Annotated in this window: 16 protein-coding genes; 15 read left to right on the forward strand and 1 reads right to left on the reverse strand. The window is 60.0% G+C overall.

Translation table 11 applies throughout. The features are described from left to right. Nucleotides 1-347 precede the first annotated feature (347 nt). The 7 genes from ACM6G4_RS27805 to ACM6G4_RS27835 all read left to right on the forward strand — a co-directional run bounded on the left by ACM6G4_RS27805 (nt 348) and on the right by ACM6G4_RS27835 (nt 7893). Entirely contained in the window at nt 348-944 is a 597-nt protein-coding gene (locus ACM6G4_RS27805; protein ID WP_414915058.1) for a paraquat-inducible protein A, read from the forward strand. Continuing rightward, complete coding sequence (locus ACM6G4_RS27810; protein WP_414915059.1) at nt 941-1597, forward strand: paraquat-inducible protein A; 657 nt, start codon at nt 941-943, stop codon at nt 1595-1597. Before ACM6G4_RS27805 ends, ACM6G4_RS27810 begins: the two co-directional genes overlap by 4 nt. Next, a complete protein-coding gene (locus ACM6G4_RS27815) occupies nt 1578-3254 on the forward strand; it encodes an intermembrane transport protein PqiB (RefSeq protein ID WP_056727464.1) in 1677 nt (558 codons plus the stop codon). The genes ACM6G4_RS27810 and ACM6G4_RS27815 overlap by 20 nt, the downstream gene beginning before the upstream one ends. Before the next feature lie 17 nt (nt 3255-3271). Then, nucleotides 3272-3829, forward strand: coding sequence for a membrane integrity-associated transporter subunit PqiC (locus ACM6G4_RS27820; protein WP_056727466.1), 558 nt, complete (start codon nt 3272-3274; stop codon nt 3827-3829). Nucleotides 3830-4209: 380 nt separating this feature from the next. Then, nucleotides 4210-5223 (forward strand): iron ABC transporter substrate-binding protein, encoded by a 1014-nt coding sequence (locus tag ACM6G4_RS27825; RefSeq protein WP_056727467.1) that lies wholly within the window; start codon nt 4210-4212, stop codon nt 5221-5223. A gap of 4 nt (nt 5224-5227) precedes the next feature. Further along, entirely contained in the window at nt 5228-6826 is a 1599-nt protein-coding gene (locus ACM6G4_RS27830) for an ABC transporter permease (protein ID WP_414915060.1), read from the forward strand. Continuing rightward, entirely contained in the window at nt 6823-7893 is a 1071-nt protein-coding gene (locus ACM6G4_RS27835; RefSeq protein ID WP_056727470.1) for an ABC transporter ATP-binding protein, read from the forward strand. Before ACM6G4_RS27830 ends, ACM6G4_RS27835 begins: the two co-directional genes overlap by 4 nt. Nucleotides 7894-7897: 4 nt before the next feature. Here ACM6G4_RS27835 and xerC read toward each other — a convergent pair whose 3' ends face one another. Next, nucleotides 7898-8836 (reverse strand): tyrosine recombinase XerC, encoded by a 939-nt coding sequence (gene xerC, locus ACM6G4_RS27840; protein ID WP_056727471.1) that lies wholly within the window; start codon nt 8834-8836, stop codon nt 7898-7900. A gap of 390 nt (nt 8837-9226) precedes the next feature. On the opposite strand from xerC, the gene arnB reads away from it, so the two are divergent. From arnB to ACM6G4_RS27880, 8 genes are read left to right on the forward strand one after another with little or no spacing between them, the layout of a single operon-like run. Further along, a complete protein-coding gene (arnB, locus tag ACM6G4_RS27845) occupies nt 9227-10375 on the forward strand; it encodes a UDP-4-amino-4-deoxy-L-arabinose aminotransferase (RefSeq protein WP_414915061.1) in 1149 nt (382 codons plus the stop codon). Further along, nucleotides 10372-11391, forward strand: coding sequence for an undecaprenyl-phosphate 4-deoxy-4-formamido-L-arabinose transferase (gene arnC, locus ACM6G4_RS27850; protein WP_223541452.1), 1020 nt, complete (start codon nt 10372-10374; stop codon nt 11389-11391). Before arnB ends, arnC begins: the two co-directional genes overlap by 4 nt. Next, entirely contained in the window at nt 11388-13394 is a 2007-nt protein-coding gene (gene arnA, locus ACM6G4_RS27855) for a bifunctional UDP-4-amino-4-deoxy-L-arabinose formyltransferase/UDP-glucuronic acid oxidase ArnA (protein WP_414915062.1), read from the forward strand. The genes arnC and arnA overlap by 4 nt, the downstream gene beginning before the upstream one ends. Beyond that, nucleotides 13394-14278 carry a 4-deoxy-4-formamido-L-arabinose-phosphoundecaprenol deformylase gene (gene arnD, locus ACM6G4_RS27860; protein ID WP_414915063.1) on the forward strand — a complete coding sequence of 295 codons (885 nt, stop codon included), beginning with the start codon at nt 13394-13396 and terminating at the stop codon, nt 14276-14278. Before arnA ends, arnD begins: the two co-directional genes overlap by 1 nt. Further along, nucleotides 14275-15924: a lipid IV(A) 4-amino-4-deoxy-L-arabinosyltransferase gene (arnT, locus tag ACM6G4_RS27865; protein ID WP_414915064.1), complete on the forward strand. Its 1650-nt coding sequence runs from the start codon at nt 14275-14277 to the stop codon at nt 15922-15924. The genes arnD and arnT overlap by 4 nt, the downstream gene beginning before the upstream one ends. Beyond that, on the forward strand, nt 15921-16265 hold the full coding sequence (gene arnE / locus ACM6G4_RS27870) for a 4-amino-4-deoxy-L-arabinose-phosphoundecaprenol flippase subunit ArnE (protein WP_223541455.1): 345 nt from the start codon (nt 15921-15923) through the stop codon (nt 16263-16265). Before arnT ends, arnE begins: the two co-directional genes overlap by 4 nt. After that, on the forward strand, nt 16262-16663 hold the full coding sequence (gene arnF / locus ACM6G4_RS27875; protein ID WP_056727481.1) for a 4-amino-4-deoxy-L-arabinose-phosphoundecaprenol flippase subunit ArnF: 402 nt from the start codon (nt 16262-16264) through the stop codon (nt 16661-16663). Before arnE ends, arnF begins: the two co-directional genes overlap by 4 nt. Further along, entirely contained in the window at nt 16660-18039 is a 1380-nt protein-coding gene (locus tag ACM6G4_RS27880) for a UDP-glucose dehydrogenase family protein (RefSeq protein ID WP_056727483.1), read from the forward strand. Before arnF ends, ACM6G4_RS27880 begins: the two co-directional genes overlap by 4 nt. Nucleotides 18040-18042: the final 3 nt, after the last annotated feature.

The following is an 18042-nucleotide window of genomic DNA, read 5'->3' on the forward strand; positions in this document are numbered from 1 at the left end:
GATCCTTGTGGTCGGCTACTTGTTTTCAAGTAATCCGTGACCGGACCCAGGTGAGTTACCCCAAACCATGCCCTCTGGTGAGTTCCAGGCTTTCAACTGACCAGGCAATTGGATTCCTGTATCTACTCAAGGCACCCGAGTCAGCCTAGTACGGTTATTTTCATAACGCGCAATACAGGCAGTGGAATTCTCAGTCGTTCGTCGCTTGCTTCCCATGTCATTTCGTGGGTCGAGTCATTCCCGGCGGCAGATAGTGTTCAGGTTGCGATTTTTGATTTGCTCAATTGCAAGTCACCTCTATATTGAGGGGGTGCTCTGAACTTCCTGCCTTCTGTTGAGCTTGACCCATGGCAACTACTGATCAGCTGATCATCTGCGAGCACTGCGACAGCGTGTACCAAAAAGCAACGCTCGCCAAACATCAAAAAACCCTGTGTACGCGCTGTGGCGGCGTGCTTCAGCGCTATAACGGCCTCACGGTGGAGCAACGTCTTGCGTTGACCTTCACCGCGTTGATGCTCTGGATATTCGCCAATTTCTATCCGGTGATGAGCATCAGCCTCAAAGGCGTGAAGAACAGCGCAACGCTCTGGGACTCGGTGCTGGCCCTGAGCATGGGGCCTATCACCTTCATCGCCATGGTGGCGGCAATCGCCATGATCATCGCGCCGATATTCCAGTTGCTGCTACTGATCTGGGTGCTGGGCTTCGCTCTCAGCAGGCGACGCTCGCCCGGATTCAAACTCTCCATGCGCTGGCTGGAAACCCTGAGGCCCTGGAGCATGCTCGAAGTCTGTCTGCTGGGAGCCATGGTCGCGGTGATCAAGCTCGCCGGACTGCTCGATGTGCTGCCCGGCATCGGGTTGTTTGCCCTCGCTGCGCTGAGCCTGATGATGATCCGCATCGCCGGGCGCGATATTCGCGAACTATGGGACCTTGTATGAGCACGCCTCCTTACGCCGACGAGCTCAACCTGTGCCTGTGCCACACCTGCGGCCTGGCCTGCGACATGACCTTCGAACCCCACGAATGCGAGCGATGCGGTGCACCGCTGCACCGGCGCAAAACCAATTCACTGACCCGCACCTGGGCCTACATGATCGCCGCCCTGGTGTTCTACATCCCGGCCAACCTGTTGCCGGTGATGAACACCAAGATGGTCGGCAACGGCGCCGACAGCACAATCATGAGCGGCGTGCTGGAGTTCTGGGAAGCCGGGGCCTGGGACATCGCCCTGATCATTTTCATTGCCAGTATCGCGGTGCCGGGCATCAAGTTCGTCGCCATCACATTGCTGCTGGTTACCGTGCAGCGCGACAGCGAGTGGGCACGCAAGGAGCGGTCGACGCTGTACCGCTTCGTCGAGGTCATCGGTTACTGGTCGATGCTCGATGTGATCGTGGTCGCCCTGGTGGCCTCGCTTGTTAAATTCCAGGCCCTGGCCGATATCGAACCGCGCCCGGGCATTCTGTTTTTTGGGTTGGTGGTGGTATTTACCATGTTGTCGGCAATGAGTTTCGATCCACGCTTGATTTGGGATAAAGAACGGGAAAACCCACACAATGAGGAGGTCACGGATGAAGTCACAAGCCACTGACGGGCCGCAAGCCCCCGGGCAGGCTCCGATCAAGACCCGCCGCTTCAGCGTCTCGCTGGTCTGGATCGTCCCGATCGTCGCGGTGCTGGTGGGTATTTCGCTGGTGGTTCACAGCATTTTGCAGCAAGGCCCGACCATCGTTGTCACGTTCAAGACCGGGGACGGCCTGACCGCGAACAAGACCGAGGTCAAGTACCGTAATGTCGTGATTGGTCATGTCTCCGATGTGGAACTGGCCAATGACCAGAAGAGCGTCAACGCCACCATCAAACTGGAAAAGCAGGCCGAAAGCTTTACCCGCGAAGATTCGCAGTTCTGGGTCGTGCGGCCGCGCATTGGCGCGGGCGGTGTGTCCGGCATCGATACGCTGTTGTCGGGCGATTACATCGGTGCCGATATCGGCCAGGCCAACGGCCGGGCAAAAAACTTCAAGGGCCTGGAAAACCCGCCACCCATCACCTACGGCGAGCCGGGCAAGCGTTTCACCCTGTTCACCCAGGACCTGGGGTCGCTGGATATCGGCTCTCCGGTCTACTACCGCAAGATCCCGGTGGGTCAGGTGGTGGCTTACGCGCTGGACCCGGATGGCAAGGGCGTGAACATAGAGCTGTTCATTCACGCCCCCCATGACAAGTACGTCACCGAAAACACCCGTTTCTGGAACGCCAGCGGCATTGACGTGAACGTCGGCGCCAACGGTTTCGCAGTCAAGACCGAATCCTTGTCTTCCTTGCTCGTGGGCGGCATTGCCTTCCGCGCGCCCGACTACAGCCCCAACGATAAGCCTGCTGCCGCGGAGTACGCCTACGAACTGTTCGAGGACCAACAAGCCGCCCTCGCCCCGCCAAACGGCAAGCCGCAGTACCTGGCCATGCGCTTCGACCAGGCACTGCGCGGGCTCAAGGTCGACGCCCCGGTGGAATTCCTCGGTGTGGAAATCGGCAAGGTAGTGGCAGTCAATCTGGATTACGACGAGAAAAAACGTTCCTTTCCGATCAACGTCGGCATCGTGATCTACCCGCAGCGCCTGGGTCAGGCCCACATCAAGATGCTCAAGGCGCTCAATCATGATCCTGATAACGAAGCCGCTGGCGTACGGCTGATCGGCACCTTCATCGAAAACGGCCTGCGTGCCCAGGCCCGCACCGGCAACTTCCTGACCGGCCAGTTGTACATTGCCCTGGACTTCTACCCCAAGGCCGACAAGGTTACCTTCGATGCAAACGCGCGCCCGGTCATGATTCCGACCCTTCCCGGCAGCCTCGAGCAATTGCAGGAAAAACTCGAATCCATGGTCGACAAGATCAACAAGCTGCCGATCGAGCGTATCGCCGGCAATCTCGATGGCAACCTCGTCGAATTGCGCAAAGGCATGATGCAATTCAACGGCAAGATCCTGCCGGGCGTGCAATCCACCCTGTCGGATGTCAGCAAGACCCTGGAAACCGCCAATTCGACCCTGCAATCGGCCAGTTCGACCTTGGCCGAGGATTCGCCGCAACGGGAAAAACTGGGGCAGACCCTGGATGAACTGGGACGCACGTCGAGATCCTTGCGTGATCTTTCGGATTACCTGGGACGGCATCCGGAATCGCTGCTTCGCGGCCGTCCGAACAATGCCGCGCCCATGGACCTGCAAGGGCCACCGCGCAATTGAACACAGGAGCAATACCCATGGCTTTACCGCTGAAGTTCACTCTGGTCACCGCGATGTTGCTGCTCGCCGCCTGCCGCAGTGGCCCGATTCACTTCCATACCTTGACCCCGGCACATGAGGGCAATCACTCAAGGACCACCGTCGGGCTGATCCAGATCGAGATGCTCAGCGTGCCACCCCAGGTCGATCGTGCGCAGATCGTCATTCGCGAGGGCAACAGTGGCCTGGCAATCCTGGAAAACCAATGGTGGGGCGCCACCCTCGTGGACGAATTGCGCAGTGCGCTGGTCGATCAACTGAGCAACAATCCTGTACAAGGCCGATATTCGGTGCGGATCGATGTGCAGCGTTTTGACTCGGTGCCCGGCCAGTACGCCTTGATGGACGTGGAATGGCGCCTGCGCAGTGACAGCACCGGCGACACGGCACGGGTGATTTGCCGCAGCACCTTGCAAACGCCATCGGGCGCGAGCATCGATGACCTGGTGCTTGCCCAGCAAAACAACGTCAAGCGCCTGGCCGCGCTGATCAGCCAGGCAGCCACCAGACCGCAGGCGAATTGCCCCACGCCCTGAATGCCTTCTCCCCCCCCCCTGAATCTACGGCGACAAGTTCGCCGTAGATCCGTCTCTCCTTTTCCTGCTGTCATTCCCCGCGACAGGCGACCCGCAGCAACTGCCACCGTCAGATACGCCGAGGCGCACGACAAAAAGGCAACCGGGGCAACGTCATATTCTGATCGACAGCATCGTTTGATCGACGAGTCCAACCACAGTGGGCACAGTGCTGCTAATCTGAATGAAAATTACATGTATTAGCGGTTTTTTTGACGTTTTTTTCTCATTTGGATCTCTACATTTCCCGCACTTCAAAAACATGCAAATGATTCGCATTGGTTAACTGGCGTTTGAATGCGCATGACTTTCAAAAAAATGCACCAGGAGCAGCCCGCAGAATGATTCCAAAAATCCCTTCGTTCTTGAAAAAAGCCCTGCTGGCCACCGCTTTGCTGAGCGCTGGCCAGGTCTATGCCGCTGACTCTGTCGGCATCGTGGTGTACAACGCGCAACACGAAGGCCTGACCAAGGCCTGGGTCGAGGGTTTTACCCAGGAGACTGGTATCCCCGTCACCCTGCGCAACGGCGATGACACCGAGATGGGCAACCAGATCGTGCAGGAAGGCGCGGCTTCTCCGGCGGACGTATTCCTGACTGAAAACTCCCCTGCCATGGTCCTGGTCGACAACGCCGGGCTATTTGCGCCCATCGACAAGGCCACGCTGGAACAGGTTGACTCCGCCTACCGTCCAGCCCACGGCAAATGGGTCGGGATTGCCGCGCGCTCTACAGTGTTCGTCTACAACCCGAGCAAACTGCCGGAAGCCGACCTGCCGAAATCGATCATGGACCTGGCTTCGCCGAGCTGGAAGGGTCGCTGGGGTGCATCGCCCGGTGGCGCTGACTTCCAGGCCATCGTCGCGGCCATCCTCGAACAAAAGGGTGAAGCCGCCACGCTGGATTGGCTCAAGGCGATGAAAACCAACTACGCCAACTACCGCGGCAACAGTTCGGTACTCAAGGCGGTTAATGCCGGGCAGATCGACAGCGGCGTGATCTACCACTATTACAGCCTGGTGGATCAGTCCAAGACCGGCGAAAACAGCAAGAACACCGCCCTGCACTATTTCAAGCACAAAGACCCTGGCGCTTTTGTTAGCATCTCCGGCGGCGGCGTCCTCGCTTCCAGCAAACACCAGGAACAAGCCCAGGCGTTTCTCAAATACATTACCGGCAAGGATGGCCAGGCTGTCCTGAAGAACGGCAAGTCGTTTGAATACGCCGTGGGCAAAGGTGCTGCATCCAACCCTAAACTGGTGCCTCTGAATCAACTCGATGCGCCGACTGTCGATGCTTCGAAACTCGACAGTAAAAAAGCCGTGGAGCTGATGACACAGGCCGGACTGCTCTAAATTGATGCCAGAAACCCTGCCTGCGGGGGTCGCTGAGGCGACACCCGCTAATTTGCGTCGACGTTCCCGTGGAGTCTTTGCGGGACGTGGCGGTGTATGGGTGATTGGTTTGTCGGTGCTGGTTTCATTTCTGGCACTGCTACCGATCGCCTACGTTATTGGCGTGTCCCTGCAGACAGGCTGGTCAACCGTTGTGGCCCTGGTGTTCCGTCCTCGGGTCGGTGAACTGCTGGTCAACACCGTGTTGCTGGTGCTGCTGACGATTCCCTTGTGCGTCGCGCTGGGGGTGACGCTGGCGTGGCTCACGGAACGCACGAATCTGCCGGGACGACGCTGGTGGTCGTTGCTGGCCACCGCGCCGCTGGCGGTGCCTGCGTTTGTTCACAGCTACGCCTGGGTCAGCCTGGTGCCACCGATTCACGGCTTGTTTGCCGGAGTCCTGGTCTCGGTCATCGCCTACTTCCCGTTCCTGTATTTGCCGGTAGCGGCGACTTTGCGCCGGCTCGATCCGGCCATCGAAGACGTCGCCGAGTCCATGGGGCTCAAGCCCTGGAAAGTGTTTTTCCGCGTGGTGTTGCCGCAATTGCGCCTGGCGATCTGCGGCGGCGCCTTGTTGGTCGGCCTGCACCTGCTGGCTGAATATGGCCTGTACGCCATGATCCGCTTCGACACCTTTACCACCGCGATCTTCGATCAGTTCAAATCGACCTTCAACGGTGCGGCTGCGCACATGCTGGCCTGTGTGCTGGCGCTGTGTTGCCTCGCAATGCTGACGGCCGAATCCGCCGCCCGGGGTTCCGCGCGCTACGCTCGCGTCGGTTCGGGAAGCGCCCGGGAGCAACGGGTCGTATACCTGAAACCGGTATCCACACTGCTCTCGCTGACGCTGCAAATCGTGACCTGCGCCCTGGCCCTGGGCGTGCCCTTGATCACCCTGGGCAAGTGGCTCATCGCCGGTGGCGTGGAAGTCTGGGACATGGCCGAATTGTTGCCCGCCCTGGAGCAAACCCTGCTGCTTGGCATCGCGGGCGCGGCGCTGACCACCTGCGCGGCGATTCCGATAGCCTGGCTGTCGATTCGCTACCCCGGTCGAATGCAACGGGTACTGGAAAGCTGCAACTACATCACCAGTTCCTTGCCTGGAATTATCGTGGCGCTGGCACTGGTAACCGTCACGATCCATTTTGCCCGGCCGATCTACCAGACCACCTTCACCGTACTGCTGGCGTACCTGTTGATGTTCCTGCCCCGCGCCCTGGTGAGCCTGCGCGCAGGCATTGCCCAGGCCCCGGTGGAACTGGAAAACATGGCCCGCAGCCTTGGCCGCTCGCCGGCCCGGGCACTGTGGCTGATCACCCTGCGCCTGGCCGCACCGGGGGCAGCCGCCGGCGCGGCACTGGTGTTCCTGGCGATCACCAACGAATTGACCGCCACCCTGCTGCTGGCACCCAACGGCACGCGCACCCTGGCGACCGGGTTCTGGGCCTTGACCAGCGAAATCGATTACGCAGCCGCTGCCCCCTACGCCTTATTGATGGTTGTGCTGTCACTTCCGTTGACCGGACTTCTTTATCACCAATCGAAAAAAACGGCTGGCCGATGAACACTCTTGAATTAAATGCCCTCTACAAGTCCTATGGCGCCCATTGCGCCCTCGACAACGTCAGCCTCTCGGTACCCAGCGGCAGTCGCACGGTCATCGTTGGCCCTTCCGGCTCGGGCAAGACCACGTTGCTGCGGATGATCGCCGGCTTCGAGTTCCCCGATTCCGGGCATCTTTCGCTCAATGGCCAGACCCTGGTCGACGGCACCCACGAAGTGCCGGCCCATCAACGCCTGATCGGCTACGTGCCACAGGACGGCGCATTGTTCCCGCACATGACCGTGGCCGCGAACATCGGCTTCGGCCTGGCGACCAAGGGCCCTGAAAAACAGCAGCGCGTCGCCGAACTGATGGACAGCGTGGCCCTGGACGCGAAGATGGCCGCGCGCTGGCCCCATGAATTGTCCGGTGGCCAGCAACAGCGCGTGGCCCTGGCCCGAGCCCTGGCGCAACAGCCACGACTGATGCTGCTGGACGAGCCGTTCTCGGCGCTCGATACCGGATTGCGCGCCGCGATGCGCAAGATGGTTGCGCGGCTGCTGGAGGACGCGGGTGTCACCACCATCCTGGTCACCCATGACCAGAGTGAAGCCCTGTCCTTCGCCGACCAGCTGGCGGTGATGCGTCATGGCCGACTGGTACAGTCAGGGCATCCGCTGGACCTTTACCGCTATCCCGAAGACGAACAGACCGCCTTGTTCCTGGGGGATGCCGTGGTGATGCCCGCACGCATCGAGGCCGGTTGGGCCCATTGCGACCTCGGGCGGATTCCCGTCAACAATCACCGCAACAACAACTCGGCGCAGATCATGTTGCGCCCCGAACAACTGCAATTGGCCAGCATCCTCCCCAGCGACCCGGAAGCCAGCGGTTGCCGGGCCGTGGTCACCGATCGGGACTTCAGCGGCAACACCTGCACGCTGACAGTGGAACTGCAGCCATTGACCCGCAATGAGCAATCGGGCCGATCACTGCTGGTGCGCAGTTCAGGCATGTATGCACCACCCGCCGGCAGCTCGGTGCAGGTCTCGACCATCGGCCATGCCCATGTACTGAGCGAGATGTGATCGCTCAGAGGTCGAATCGATCCACCGCCCGACGCCGCTCGTTGTCATCGCGCACATCGTAGTTGGCCGTGGTCTGGATATTGCTGTGGTGCGCCAGCTTCTGCGCAATCGACAAGTCATGCTCTTCGATCACCCGGGTGATGAATGAACGCCGGAAGTCGTGGGGCATGATTTTCACCCCGACCTGTGCGCCCCGTTGCCGTGCGATGTAGTAAATCGCGTGCTTGGTGATGCGTTCGCGGGTGATGTGACTGCCACGGCGGATGCGGTTGAACAGAAACGGGTCGTCCGACTCACCGTCCTTGAGCATCGACCGACGTAGCTCAAGCCAGGCTTCAAGCTTGGCGAAGGCCCAGGCCGGGGCGTACTTGATCAACTGTTTGTTGCCCTTGGCCGTCACCCGCAGGCTGCGCTCGGTGAAATCGACCTGGTTCAGCTCCAGGTTCACCGATTCGGATTTGCGCATTCCCGAACCGTACAGAATCCCGATGATTGCTGCGTCCCGCAGGCCTTGCGGCCGCGGATCGGCGGCGCAAACCGCCATCAGCTCCTGGATCAGCGTGCGCCTGAGATTGCGCCCCTGGGACAGCCGTGTACCGGCCATGCCCTTCACCGATCGCATCTTCAACAGATGATCCTGAGAGATCAGGCTCATGCGCCACGCTTCGTTCATCACCCCGCGCACCGCGTTGACATAGAGCGACGACGTGTTCGGTGCATAGCCATCCGAACGCAAGGTGGCCACCAGCGCAATGACGTCCTCGGGCTGCAGGTTGTGCCAGGGGATTTCCTCGATATCCTGGTCTTCGAAGCCCAGGCGGTCGGCGGCATCCTGCAGCACATAACGCATGGTCAACTGGCTGGACGGCGCCAATCGCGCCAGATACAGGGTCAGCGGATTGGTGAGGAGCGGGCGTGAATCAGTAACAGGTAAGTCAATCAAACGAAACGGCCTTGAATGTAAACAGTTCAATGAAACAACTAAGAAGTGAAATAACGATGATGTAAAAGACATTACCGCTGTAGGACTTTTCCTAGGAACTACCATAAATGTCGGAAGTCTGAACAACGGCTTAATAGCCTTCAGATAAACGATTCCCCAACCGTTTTTTCATGTTCCTTTCACAAAATCGGGCATAACCTTCTATAAACTCGACGCAACCCGAATGGACGTCCAACCTGCCGCCCGTGGCGAAAAAAGTCAACCAATGCAGATTTTTACCGCCAACCGGTAACTATTTGATTTGATGCAGGTTCTGATTTAGCGTCTAAGCTGATTTCTGGATCCCTTTAGCCTCAAAGGCTATTTACGTTTACAGCCCCTGAGGTGCCTATGAGTCAGGCGTTTCTCCCTTTCTCCCGTCCCAGTATCGGCGACGAAGAAATCGCTGCCGTAGAGCAAGTATTGCGCTCCGGATGGATCACTACCGGACCGAAGAACCAGGCGCTGGAAGAACACTTCGCCAACTACGTCGGTTGCCGACATGCCGTGGCACTTTCCTCGGCCACCGGCGGAATGCATATCACCCTGTTGGCAATGGGTGTCGGTCCCGGCGATGAAGTCATTACGCCGTCGCAGACCTGGGTTTCCACCGCCAACATGATCACCCTGCTGGGTGCCACGCCAGTGTTCGTCGATATCGACCGCGACACGCTGATGACCGACGTAGCCTCTATCGAAGCTGCGATCACGCCGCGCACCAAAGCCATCATCCCGGTGCATTACGCCGGTGCGGCATTCGATCTCGATCCGCTCTACGCCCTCGCCGACAAACACGGCATAGCCGTGATCGAAGACGCCGCCCACGCGGCAGGCACTGTCTACAAAGGTCGTCACGTCGGCTCCAAAGGCACTGCGATCTTTTCGTTCCACGCGATCAAGAACATGACCTGCGCCGAAGGCGCCATGTTCGTCAGCGACGATGAAGCCTTGGCCTCACGGGTACGCATGCTCAGGTTTCACGGGCTGGGGGTTGATGCCTACGACCGCCTGACCCACGGCCGCAAGCCTCAGGCCCAAGTGGTCGAGCCCGGTTTCAAGTACAATCTGGCTGACATCAACGCGGCCATCGCGCTGGTGCAACTGGAACGCCTGGACGAGATAAATGCCAAGCGCACTTCACTGGCACAGACCTACTTGCAGCGCCTGGAAGGCTTGCCCGTGCAACCCCTGGCCGTTCCCGCCCATTCGCAAAAACACGCCTGGCACCTGTTCATCCTGCGTATCGACGCCGAGCGTTGCGGACTGGATCGAGAAGCGTTCATGAAAGCCCTCCAGGAACAGAATATAGGCACCGGCATTCACTTCATTGCAACGCACCTGCACACCTACTATCGACAACGTTACCCCAACCTGTACCTGCCCAACACCGAATGGAATTCGGCGCGGCTGTGTTCGATCCCGTTGTTCCCCGACATGACCTCCGATGATGTCGAGCGCGTCGTCGGCGCCATTGAAAACTGCATGGACAGAAGCCTTTGAGACCCTACCCAATCAACTTCGTTTCGATCGTCATTCCGGTCTACAACGAACAGGAAAGCCTGCCAGAGTTGCTTCGTCGCACCGAAGCAGCGTGTCAGCAATTGACCCATCCCTACGAGATCGTTCTGGTCGACGACGGCAGCCGCGACGACTCCGCACAGATTCTGGAAGACGCCGCCTCCCGCGAAGGCAGCCCTGTTGTGGCGGTGATCCTCAACCGTAACTACGGCCAGCATGCGGCGATCATGGCCGGTTTCGAGCAGTGCAAGGGCGATGTCGTCATCACCCTCGATGCCGACCTGCAAAACCCGCCCGAAGAAATCCCGCGACTGATTGAGCAGGCCGAACTTGGCTACGACGTCGTCGCGACGGTGCGCAACAACCGCCAGGACTCGGCCCTGCGCCGCTGGCCATCGAAGCTGATCAACCTTGCCGTGCAACGTTCCACCGGTGTGGCCATGAGTGACTACGGCTGCATGCTGCGGGCCTACCGACGCACCATTGTCGACGCCATGCTCGCCTGCCGTGAACGCAGCACCTTCATTCCGATCCTGGCCAACAGCTTTGCCCGCCATACCACGGAAATCCCCGTGACCCACGCCGAGCGTGAACATGGCGACTCCAAGTACAGCCCCATGCGCCTGATCAACCTCATGTTCGACCTGGTCACCTGCATGACGACCACGCCGCTGCGACTGCTGAGCATCGTCGGCGTGGGCATGGCGGCGCTGGGCATCCTGTTCGCCATAGCCTTGATCCTGCTGCGCCTGGTGTTCGGCGCCGGTTGGGCCGGTGGCGGTACCTTCGTACTGTTTGCCGTACTGTTTGTCTTCACCGGTGGTCAATTCATCGGCATGGGCCTGCTGGGTGAATACCTGGGCCGCATGTACAGCGACGTACGCGCGCGTCCGCGCTTCTTCGTTGAAAAGGTGCTGCGCAGCCAGCCCGCCGCCCCCGCTTCCGTTGTAACTGTCGACGGCCTTACTTCCACTTCTTCAGATCAGGTTCCTTCATGAGTGCAAAAGCTATTGTCTTCGCCTATCACGATATTGGCTGCGCCGGCATCGAATCCCTGCTCTGCTCCGGTTTCGAGATTGCGGCGGTGTTCACCCACGCCGACGATCCGAAGGAGAACGCGTTCTACGGCTCCGTCGCGCAACTGTGCGCCCGCCACGGCATTGTCGTGCATGCACCGGAAGACGCCAACCATCCGCTGTGGATCGAGCGTATCGCCAAGCTCGACCCCGACTACATTTTCTCCTTCTACTACCGCAACCTGCTGAGCGAACCACTGCTGGCCACTGCGCGCAGAGGCGCGTTCAACCTGCACGGTTCGCTGCTGCCGCGCTACCGTGGTCGCGCACCGGCCAACTGGGTGCTGGTCAACGGCGAAACCGAAACCGGCGTGACCCTGCACCGCATGGTCAAGCGTGCCGATGCGGGCGCCATCGTCGCCCAACAGAAAGTCGCGATAAAACGCAGCGACACGGCGCTGAGCCTGCACGGCAAATTGCGCACGGCGGCAGCAGACCTGCTGCGCGACACCTTGCCGGCCCTGCTGCAAGGCAAGGCCACTGAAACACCGCAAGACGAATCCAAAGCCACGGTGTTTGGCCGCCGCACCCCGGCCGACGGCAAACTGGTCTGGGCCAGGCCGGCCGAAGAGCTTTTCAATCTGGTTCGCGCGGTTACCCAGCCGTACCCGGGCGCCTTCTGTGCGGTGGGCGAGCACAAGCTGATTGTCTGGAGCGCAGAAGTCGCCAAGGGCAACGAAGGCCTTGCGCCTGGTCGCGTCATCAGCGTCGACCCGCTGCGCATCGCCTGCGGTCAAGACTCGCTGATCATCAACGCCGGCCAGCGCAACGACAACGGTCTGTACCTGAGCGGCCCGCAACTGGCCAACGAACTGGGCCTGGTGGACGGTTCCGTGTTGCGCGGTGCCGAATCCGGTCGTGCGCCACGCCGCACCCGCGTGTTGATCCTCGGCGTCAATGGTTTCATCGGCAATCACTTGTCCGAGCGCCTGCTGAGCGACGACCGTTACGAAGTCTATGGCCTGGATATCGGCTCGGACGCCATTGACCGCCTGCGCAGCCACCCGCATTTCCACTTCGTCGAAGGCGACATCAGCATTCACTCCGAGTGGATCGAATACCACATCAAGAAGTGCGACGTGGTGCTGCCACTGGTGGCCATCGCCACGCCAATCGAATACACCCGTAACCCGCTGCGTGTATTCGAACTGGACTTCGAAGAGAACCTGAAGCTGGTTCGCTATTGCGTCAAGTACAACAAGCGCGTGATCTTCCCGTCGACGTCGGAAGTCTATGGCATGTGCCAGGACAACAACTTCGACGAAGACACCTCCAACCTGGTGGTCGGCCCGATCAACAAGCAACGCTGGATCTACTCGGTCTCCAAGCAACTGCTGGACCGCGTGATCTGGGCCTACGGCCAGAAGGGCCTGAACTTCACCCTGTTCCGTCCGTTCAACTGGATGGGCCCACGCCTGGACCGCCTGGATTCGGCCCGTATCGGCAGTTCCCGGGCGATTACCCAGCTGATCCTGAACCTGGTGGAAGGTACACCGATTCGCCTGTTCGACGGTGGCGAGCAGAAACGTTGCTTCACCGACATCGCCGACGGTGTGGAAGCCCTGGCACGGATCATCGACAACGAAAACGATGTCTGCAATGGCCAGATCATCAACATCGGCAACCCGGACAACGAGGCCAGCATCCGTCAGTTAGGCGAAGAGTTGCTGCGTCAGTTTGAAGCTCATCCGTTGCGCGCCAACTTCCCTCCGTTCGCCGGTTTCCGCGACATCGAGAGCAAGGCGTTCTACGGCACCGGTTACCAGGACGTGTCGCACCGCAAGCCAAGCATCGCCAACGCCAAGCGCCTGCTGGACTGGACGCCAACCGTTGAGATGAGCGAAACCATCGGCAACACCCTGGACTTCTTCTTGCGCGAGGCCATGCTCGAAATCGCAGAGCGCCCTACAGAAGAATCATGCTGATGCAGGCAGGCCTTCGGATCGATGTCGACACCTACCGGGGCACCCGTGAAGGGGTTCCCCGGTTGCTGGAAATCCTTGATGAAGCTCAGGTCAAGGCGACGTTCTTCTTCAGTGTCGGGCCGGACAACATGGGGCGCCACTTGTGGCGTCTCATTCGTCCGCAGTTTCTCTGGAAAATGCTCCGCTCCAACGCTGCCGGCCTGTATGGCTGGGACATTCTGCTGGCCGGCACCGCATGGCCCGGGAAACCGATCGGCCGCGACCTGGGGCACTTGATGCGCCAGGCCCGGGATGCCGGGCATGAGGTGGGTTTGCACGCCTGGGATCACCATGGCTGGCAGGCCAATGCCGGGCGCTGGAGCGACGCACAACTGGTCGAGCAGATACGCCGTGGCGTGGACACCCTCAGCGACATTCTCGGGGAAAAGATCACCTGCTCGGCGTCCGCCGGCTGGCGTGCCGACGAGCGTGTGATCGAAGCCAAGCAGGGTTTCGGTTTTCGCTACAACAGTGATTGTCGTGGCCAGAGCCTGTTCCAGCCGCAACTGGCCAATGGTCGACTGGGCACACCGCAAATCCCGGTGAACCTGCCGACCTTCGACGAAGTGGTCGGCCCGACCGTCGCCGCCAAGGACTTCAACAGGTTCATCCTGGACCGGTTCAGCCCGGAAAAGCTCGATGTCTACACTATCCATGCCGAGGTAGAAGGGATTCTGATGGCCAACGATTTCCGTCAACTGCTGAGCGATGCACATCAGCGAGACATTTGTTTTCACCCCTTGGGCGACTTGTTGCCCCAGGCCCCTGACAGTTTGCCGATCGGCCGCGTGGTACGCGGTGCGCTCGAAGGTCGCGAAGGCTGGCTGGGAGTGCAAGGCGCATGAGCAAACGCTGGGCTTTGCCGTTATTGCTGACCATGATGGCTCTGGCGTACCTGCTGCCACTGGGCAGTCACGGTTTATGGATTCCCGATGAAACCCGCTACGCCCAGATCAGCCAGGGCATGCTCCTGAGCGGCAACTGGGTGTCGCCGCATTTCATGGACGTGCGCTATTTCGAAAAACCCGCGGCCGGCTACTGGATGATTGCCATCGGTCAGGCGCTGTTCGGCCAGAACCTGTTCGGAGTGCGCTTCGCCTCGGCACTGAGCACCGCTTTGGGTGTGTTGCTGTGCTATCTGGTCGCCCGCCGGATGTGGAACGAGCCGCGCAAGAGTCTCGCCTGCGCCGTGATCTTCATGAGCTTCACCATCATTGCGGCTATGGCGGGGTACGCCAACCTCGATCCGCAATTCACCTTTTGGGTGAACCTGAGCCTGGCGGCGCTATGGTTCGCGCTCGACAGCAAGAGCCGTGGGCAACGCTTGATCGCGTGGACGGTGTTGGGCCTCGCTTGCGGCATGGGCTTCATGACCAAGGGCTTCCTGGCCTGGCTGTTGCCGGTGCTGATCGCCCTGCCCTGGATGATCTGGCAAAAACGCTGGCGTGAACTGTTGGTCTATGGCCCTGTGGCGATCGTGGTCGCCATTGTCGTCAGCCTGCCATGGGCACTGGCTGTACACGCCCAGGAGCCCGACTACTGGCGATTCTTCTTCTGGCACGAGCACATCCGCCGTTTTGCCGGGGAAGATGCCCAGCATGACGCGCCATGGTGGTACTACCTGCCGCTGCTGGTGGCGTTCAGCATGCCGTGGGTTGCCATGCTGCCACCCGCGCTCAAGCAAGCCTGGCAGACCCGGCGCCAAACCAATATCGGTTTCCTGCTGCTGTGGCTGTGGATGCCGTTGTTCTTCTTCAGCCTGAGCAAGGGCAAGTTGCCGGCCTACATCCTGCCGTGCCTGCTGCCCCTGGCATTGTTGCTCGGCCATGCACTGGCTAACCGATTGAAGCTGGAGCAAGGTCGCGCCCTGGGCATCAATGGCCTGCTGAACCTGGCAGTGGGTGTGGCCACCCTGCTGACCCTGGTTTATCTGCAACTGAAAAAGCCTATCTACGATCATGAACTGCACAACCTGGTATTGGTGTTCATCGGTTTGATCGGCTGGATCATGGCCAACCTGCTGCAGGCCTTGCGCCCATTGCAGTGCTGGGCGGCCCCGGCTTTTGGCAGCCTGTTGCTCGCCGCCGTGCTGCCCGCCGGACTGCCCAACTCCGTCGTCGCCAATAAAACCCCTGACCAATTCATCCTCGATCACGCCGAGGAACTTGGCCAGAGTGCCAAATTATTGAGCAACGATCTGGGTGCCGCGTCGGCGTTGTCCTGGCGGGTGAAACGGCCGGACGTGGCTTTTTTCAACACGATAGGCGAATTGAAATATGGCCTTGCCTATCCTGACTCGCTTGAACAGCGCGTCGACTCCGATCAGGTGCAACAATGGATGCACGATGCCCGCCAGCAAGGCTCGGTGGGTGTGGTCATGCGGGTCAAGGGCGAAGAAGAGCTGCGCGAACTTGAACTGTTGCCCAAAGAGGGCAAGCGGTATGAACAAGGCAATCTGGTGATTTTGATTATTCCTCAGGCGGCACCATGAGCCTGCTATTGCTGCTGGTGGCCTGCCTGCTGACCTGCCTGGGCCAGATCGCCCAGAAATATGCGGTAGAAAGCTGGCGCGGCAAACCTTCCGGGTGGGCGGACAAACTGCGTTCGCCCTGGCTTTGGCTGGCCCTGGCCTCATTGGGCCTGGGCCTGCTGGTATGGCTGCTGGTGCTGCAACGCCTGGAAGTCGGGATTGCCTACCCGATGCTGAGCCTGAACTTCGTGCTGATCACCCTGGTGGCGCGTTTCGTGTTCCACGAAACCATCGACCGCCGCCACTGGCTCGGTGTGGCGCTGGTGATCGGCGGCGTGGCATTGCTGGGGCAACACGCATGAACCTGAGTCGCGGCATCACCTTCGCACTGGGCAGTGTGTTGCTGGTCAGCGCCGCCCAACTGGGCATGCGCTGGAGCATGAGCCACCTGCCACAACCCGAACAATGGCTCAGCGCCCCCGTCGACCTGACAGCGGTTGCCGTAGTGCTCCTGGCCATCTTCGCCTACGCCCTGTCGATGCTCTGCTGGCTCGCCGCCCTGCGGGACCTGCCCCTGGGTCGTGCCTACTCGTTGCTGAGCATCAGCTACGCATTGGTGTACCTGCTAGCCGCCAGCCTGCCGCTGTTCAACGAAACGTTCAGCCTTGCAAAAAGCCTTGGCGTGGCCTTGGTCATCCTCGGCGTCATTACCATCAACTCTCGACCTGCTCGTGCGCCCGAATCAAGGAGTGCCCCATGAAAATCAGTGTATTTGGTAGCGGATATGTCGGCCTGGTGCAGGCAGCAGTATTGGCGGAAGTCGGCCACGATGTGGTTTGCATGGACGTTGACGAGAATAAAGTCGAACTGCTCCAACAGGGCCACGTAAGCATATTCGAACCCGGGCTGGCCAGCCTGGTACGCGAAGGTCTGGACGCCAGGCGGTTGCAGTTCACCAGCGACGAAAAGTTCGCGGTACAGCACGGACAAGTGTTGTTCATCGCAGTCGGTACTCCGTCCCGGGACGACGGCTCGGCGGACTTGCGCTACGTGATGTCGGTGGGCGACGCCGTGGCCCGTCATCGCGAGCAACCGGCGATCCTGGTGGAGAAATCCACTGTCCCGGTCGGCACCGGCGATGCCTTGCGTGCACACATCGATAAATGCCTGCTCAGCGCCGGGCGCGTATTGCAGTTCGATATCGTCTCCAATCCGGAATTCTTGAAAGAGGGTTCGGCCGTGGCCGACTGCCGACGCCCGGACCGTATCGTCATCGGCTGTGAACGCGAAGAAGTGCGTGACGTGATGCGTGACCTGTACTCGCCCTTCAACCGCAACCATGAGCGCATCATGTTCATGGACCTGCGCAGCGCCGAGCTGACCAAGTACGCCGCCAACTGCATGCTGGCGACCAAGATCAGCTTCATCAACCAGATCGCAGAACTGGCCGAACACCTGGGTGCCGACATCGAATCGGTACGCCTGGGCATCGGCGCCGACTCCCGCATCGGCTATCACTTCATCTACCCCGGTTGCGGCTACGGTGGCTCATGTTTCCCCAAGGACATGCGCGCCCTGATCCACAGCGCCGAGCAGGCCCATTGCTCCAGCGACCTGCTGCAAGCGGTGGAAGCCATCAACGAGCGACAGAAATACAAGCTGTTCGAGCGCATCAACGCGTTCTACAAGGGCGACTTGCATGGCAAGACGTTTGCCTTGTGGGGCCTGGCGTTCAAGCCAAATACCGACGACATGCGCGATGCGCCGAGCCGGGTGTTGCTCGAATCCTTGTGGGCCGCCGGGGCGAATGTCCGTGCGTTCGACCCGGAAGCCATGCAGGAAACCCAAAAGCTGTATCCCGATGAATCGAAGCTGATGCTCATGGGCACGCCCGAGTCGGTCCTGTCCGGTGCCGATGCACTGATCATCTGCACCGAATGGCAACAGTTCAAGGCGCCGGACTTCCAGCTGATCCAGCAGCGGCTCAATGCACCGGTGATCTTCGACGGCCGCAACCTTTACGACTCGGACCGCCTGGCACGCATCGGTTTCACCTACTTTCCGATCGGCCGGGGTGAGTCGAGCAAATTGCCGATTCCGTACCAGCAATGGTTTGCCGAGTCAGTGGTTGCCTGAACA

Origin of the sequence: Pseudomonas sp. IT-P258, from assembly GCF_949767825.1 — a bacterium.
Classification (GTDB): Bacteria; Pseudomonadota; Gammaproteobacteria; order Pseudomonadales; family Pseudomonadaceae; genus Aquipseudomonas; species Aquipseudomonas monachiensis.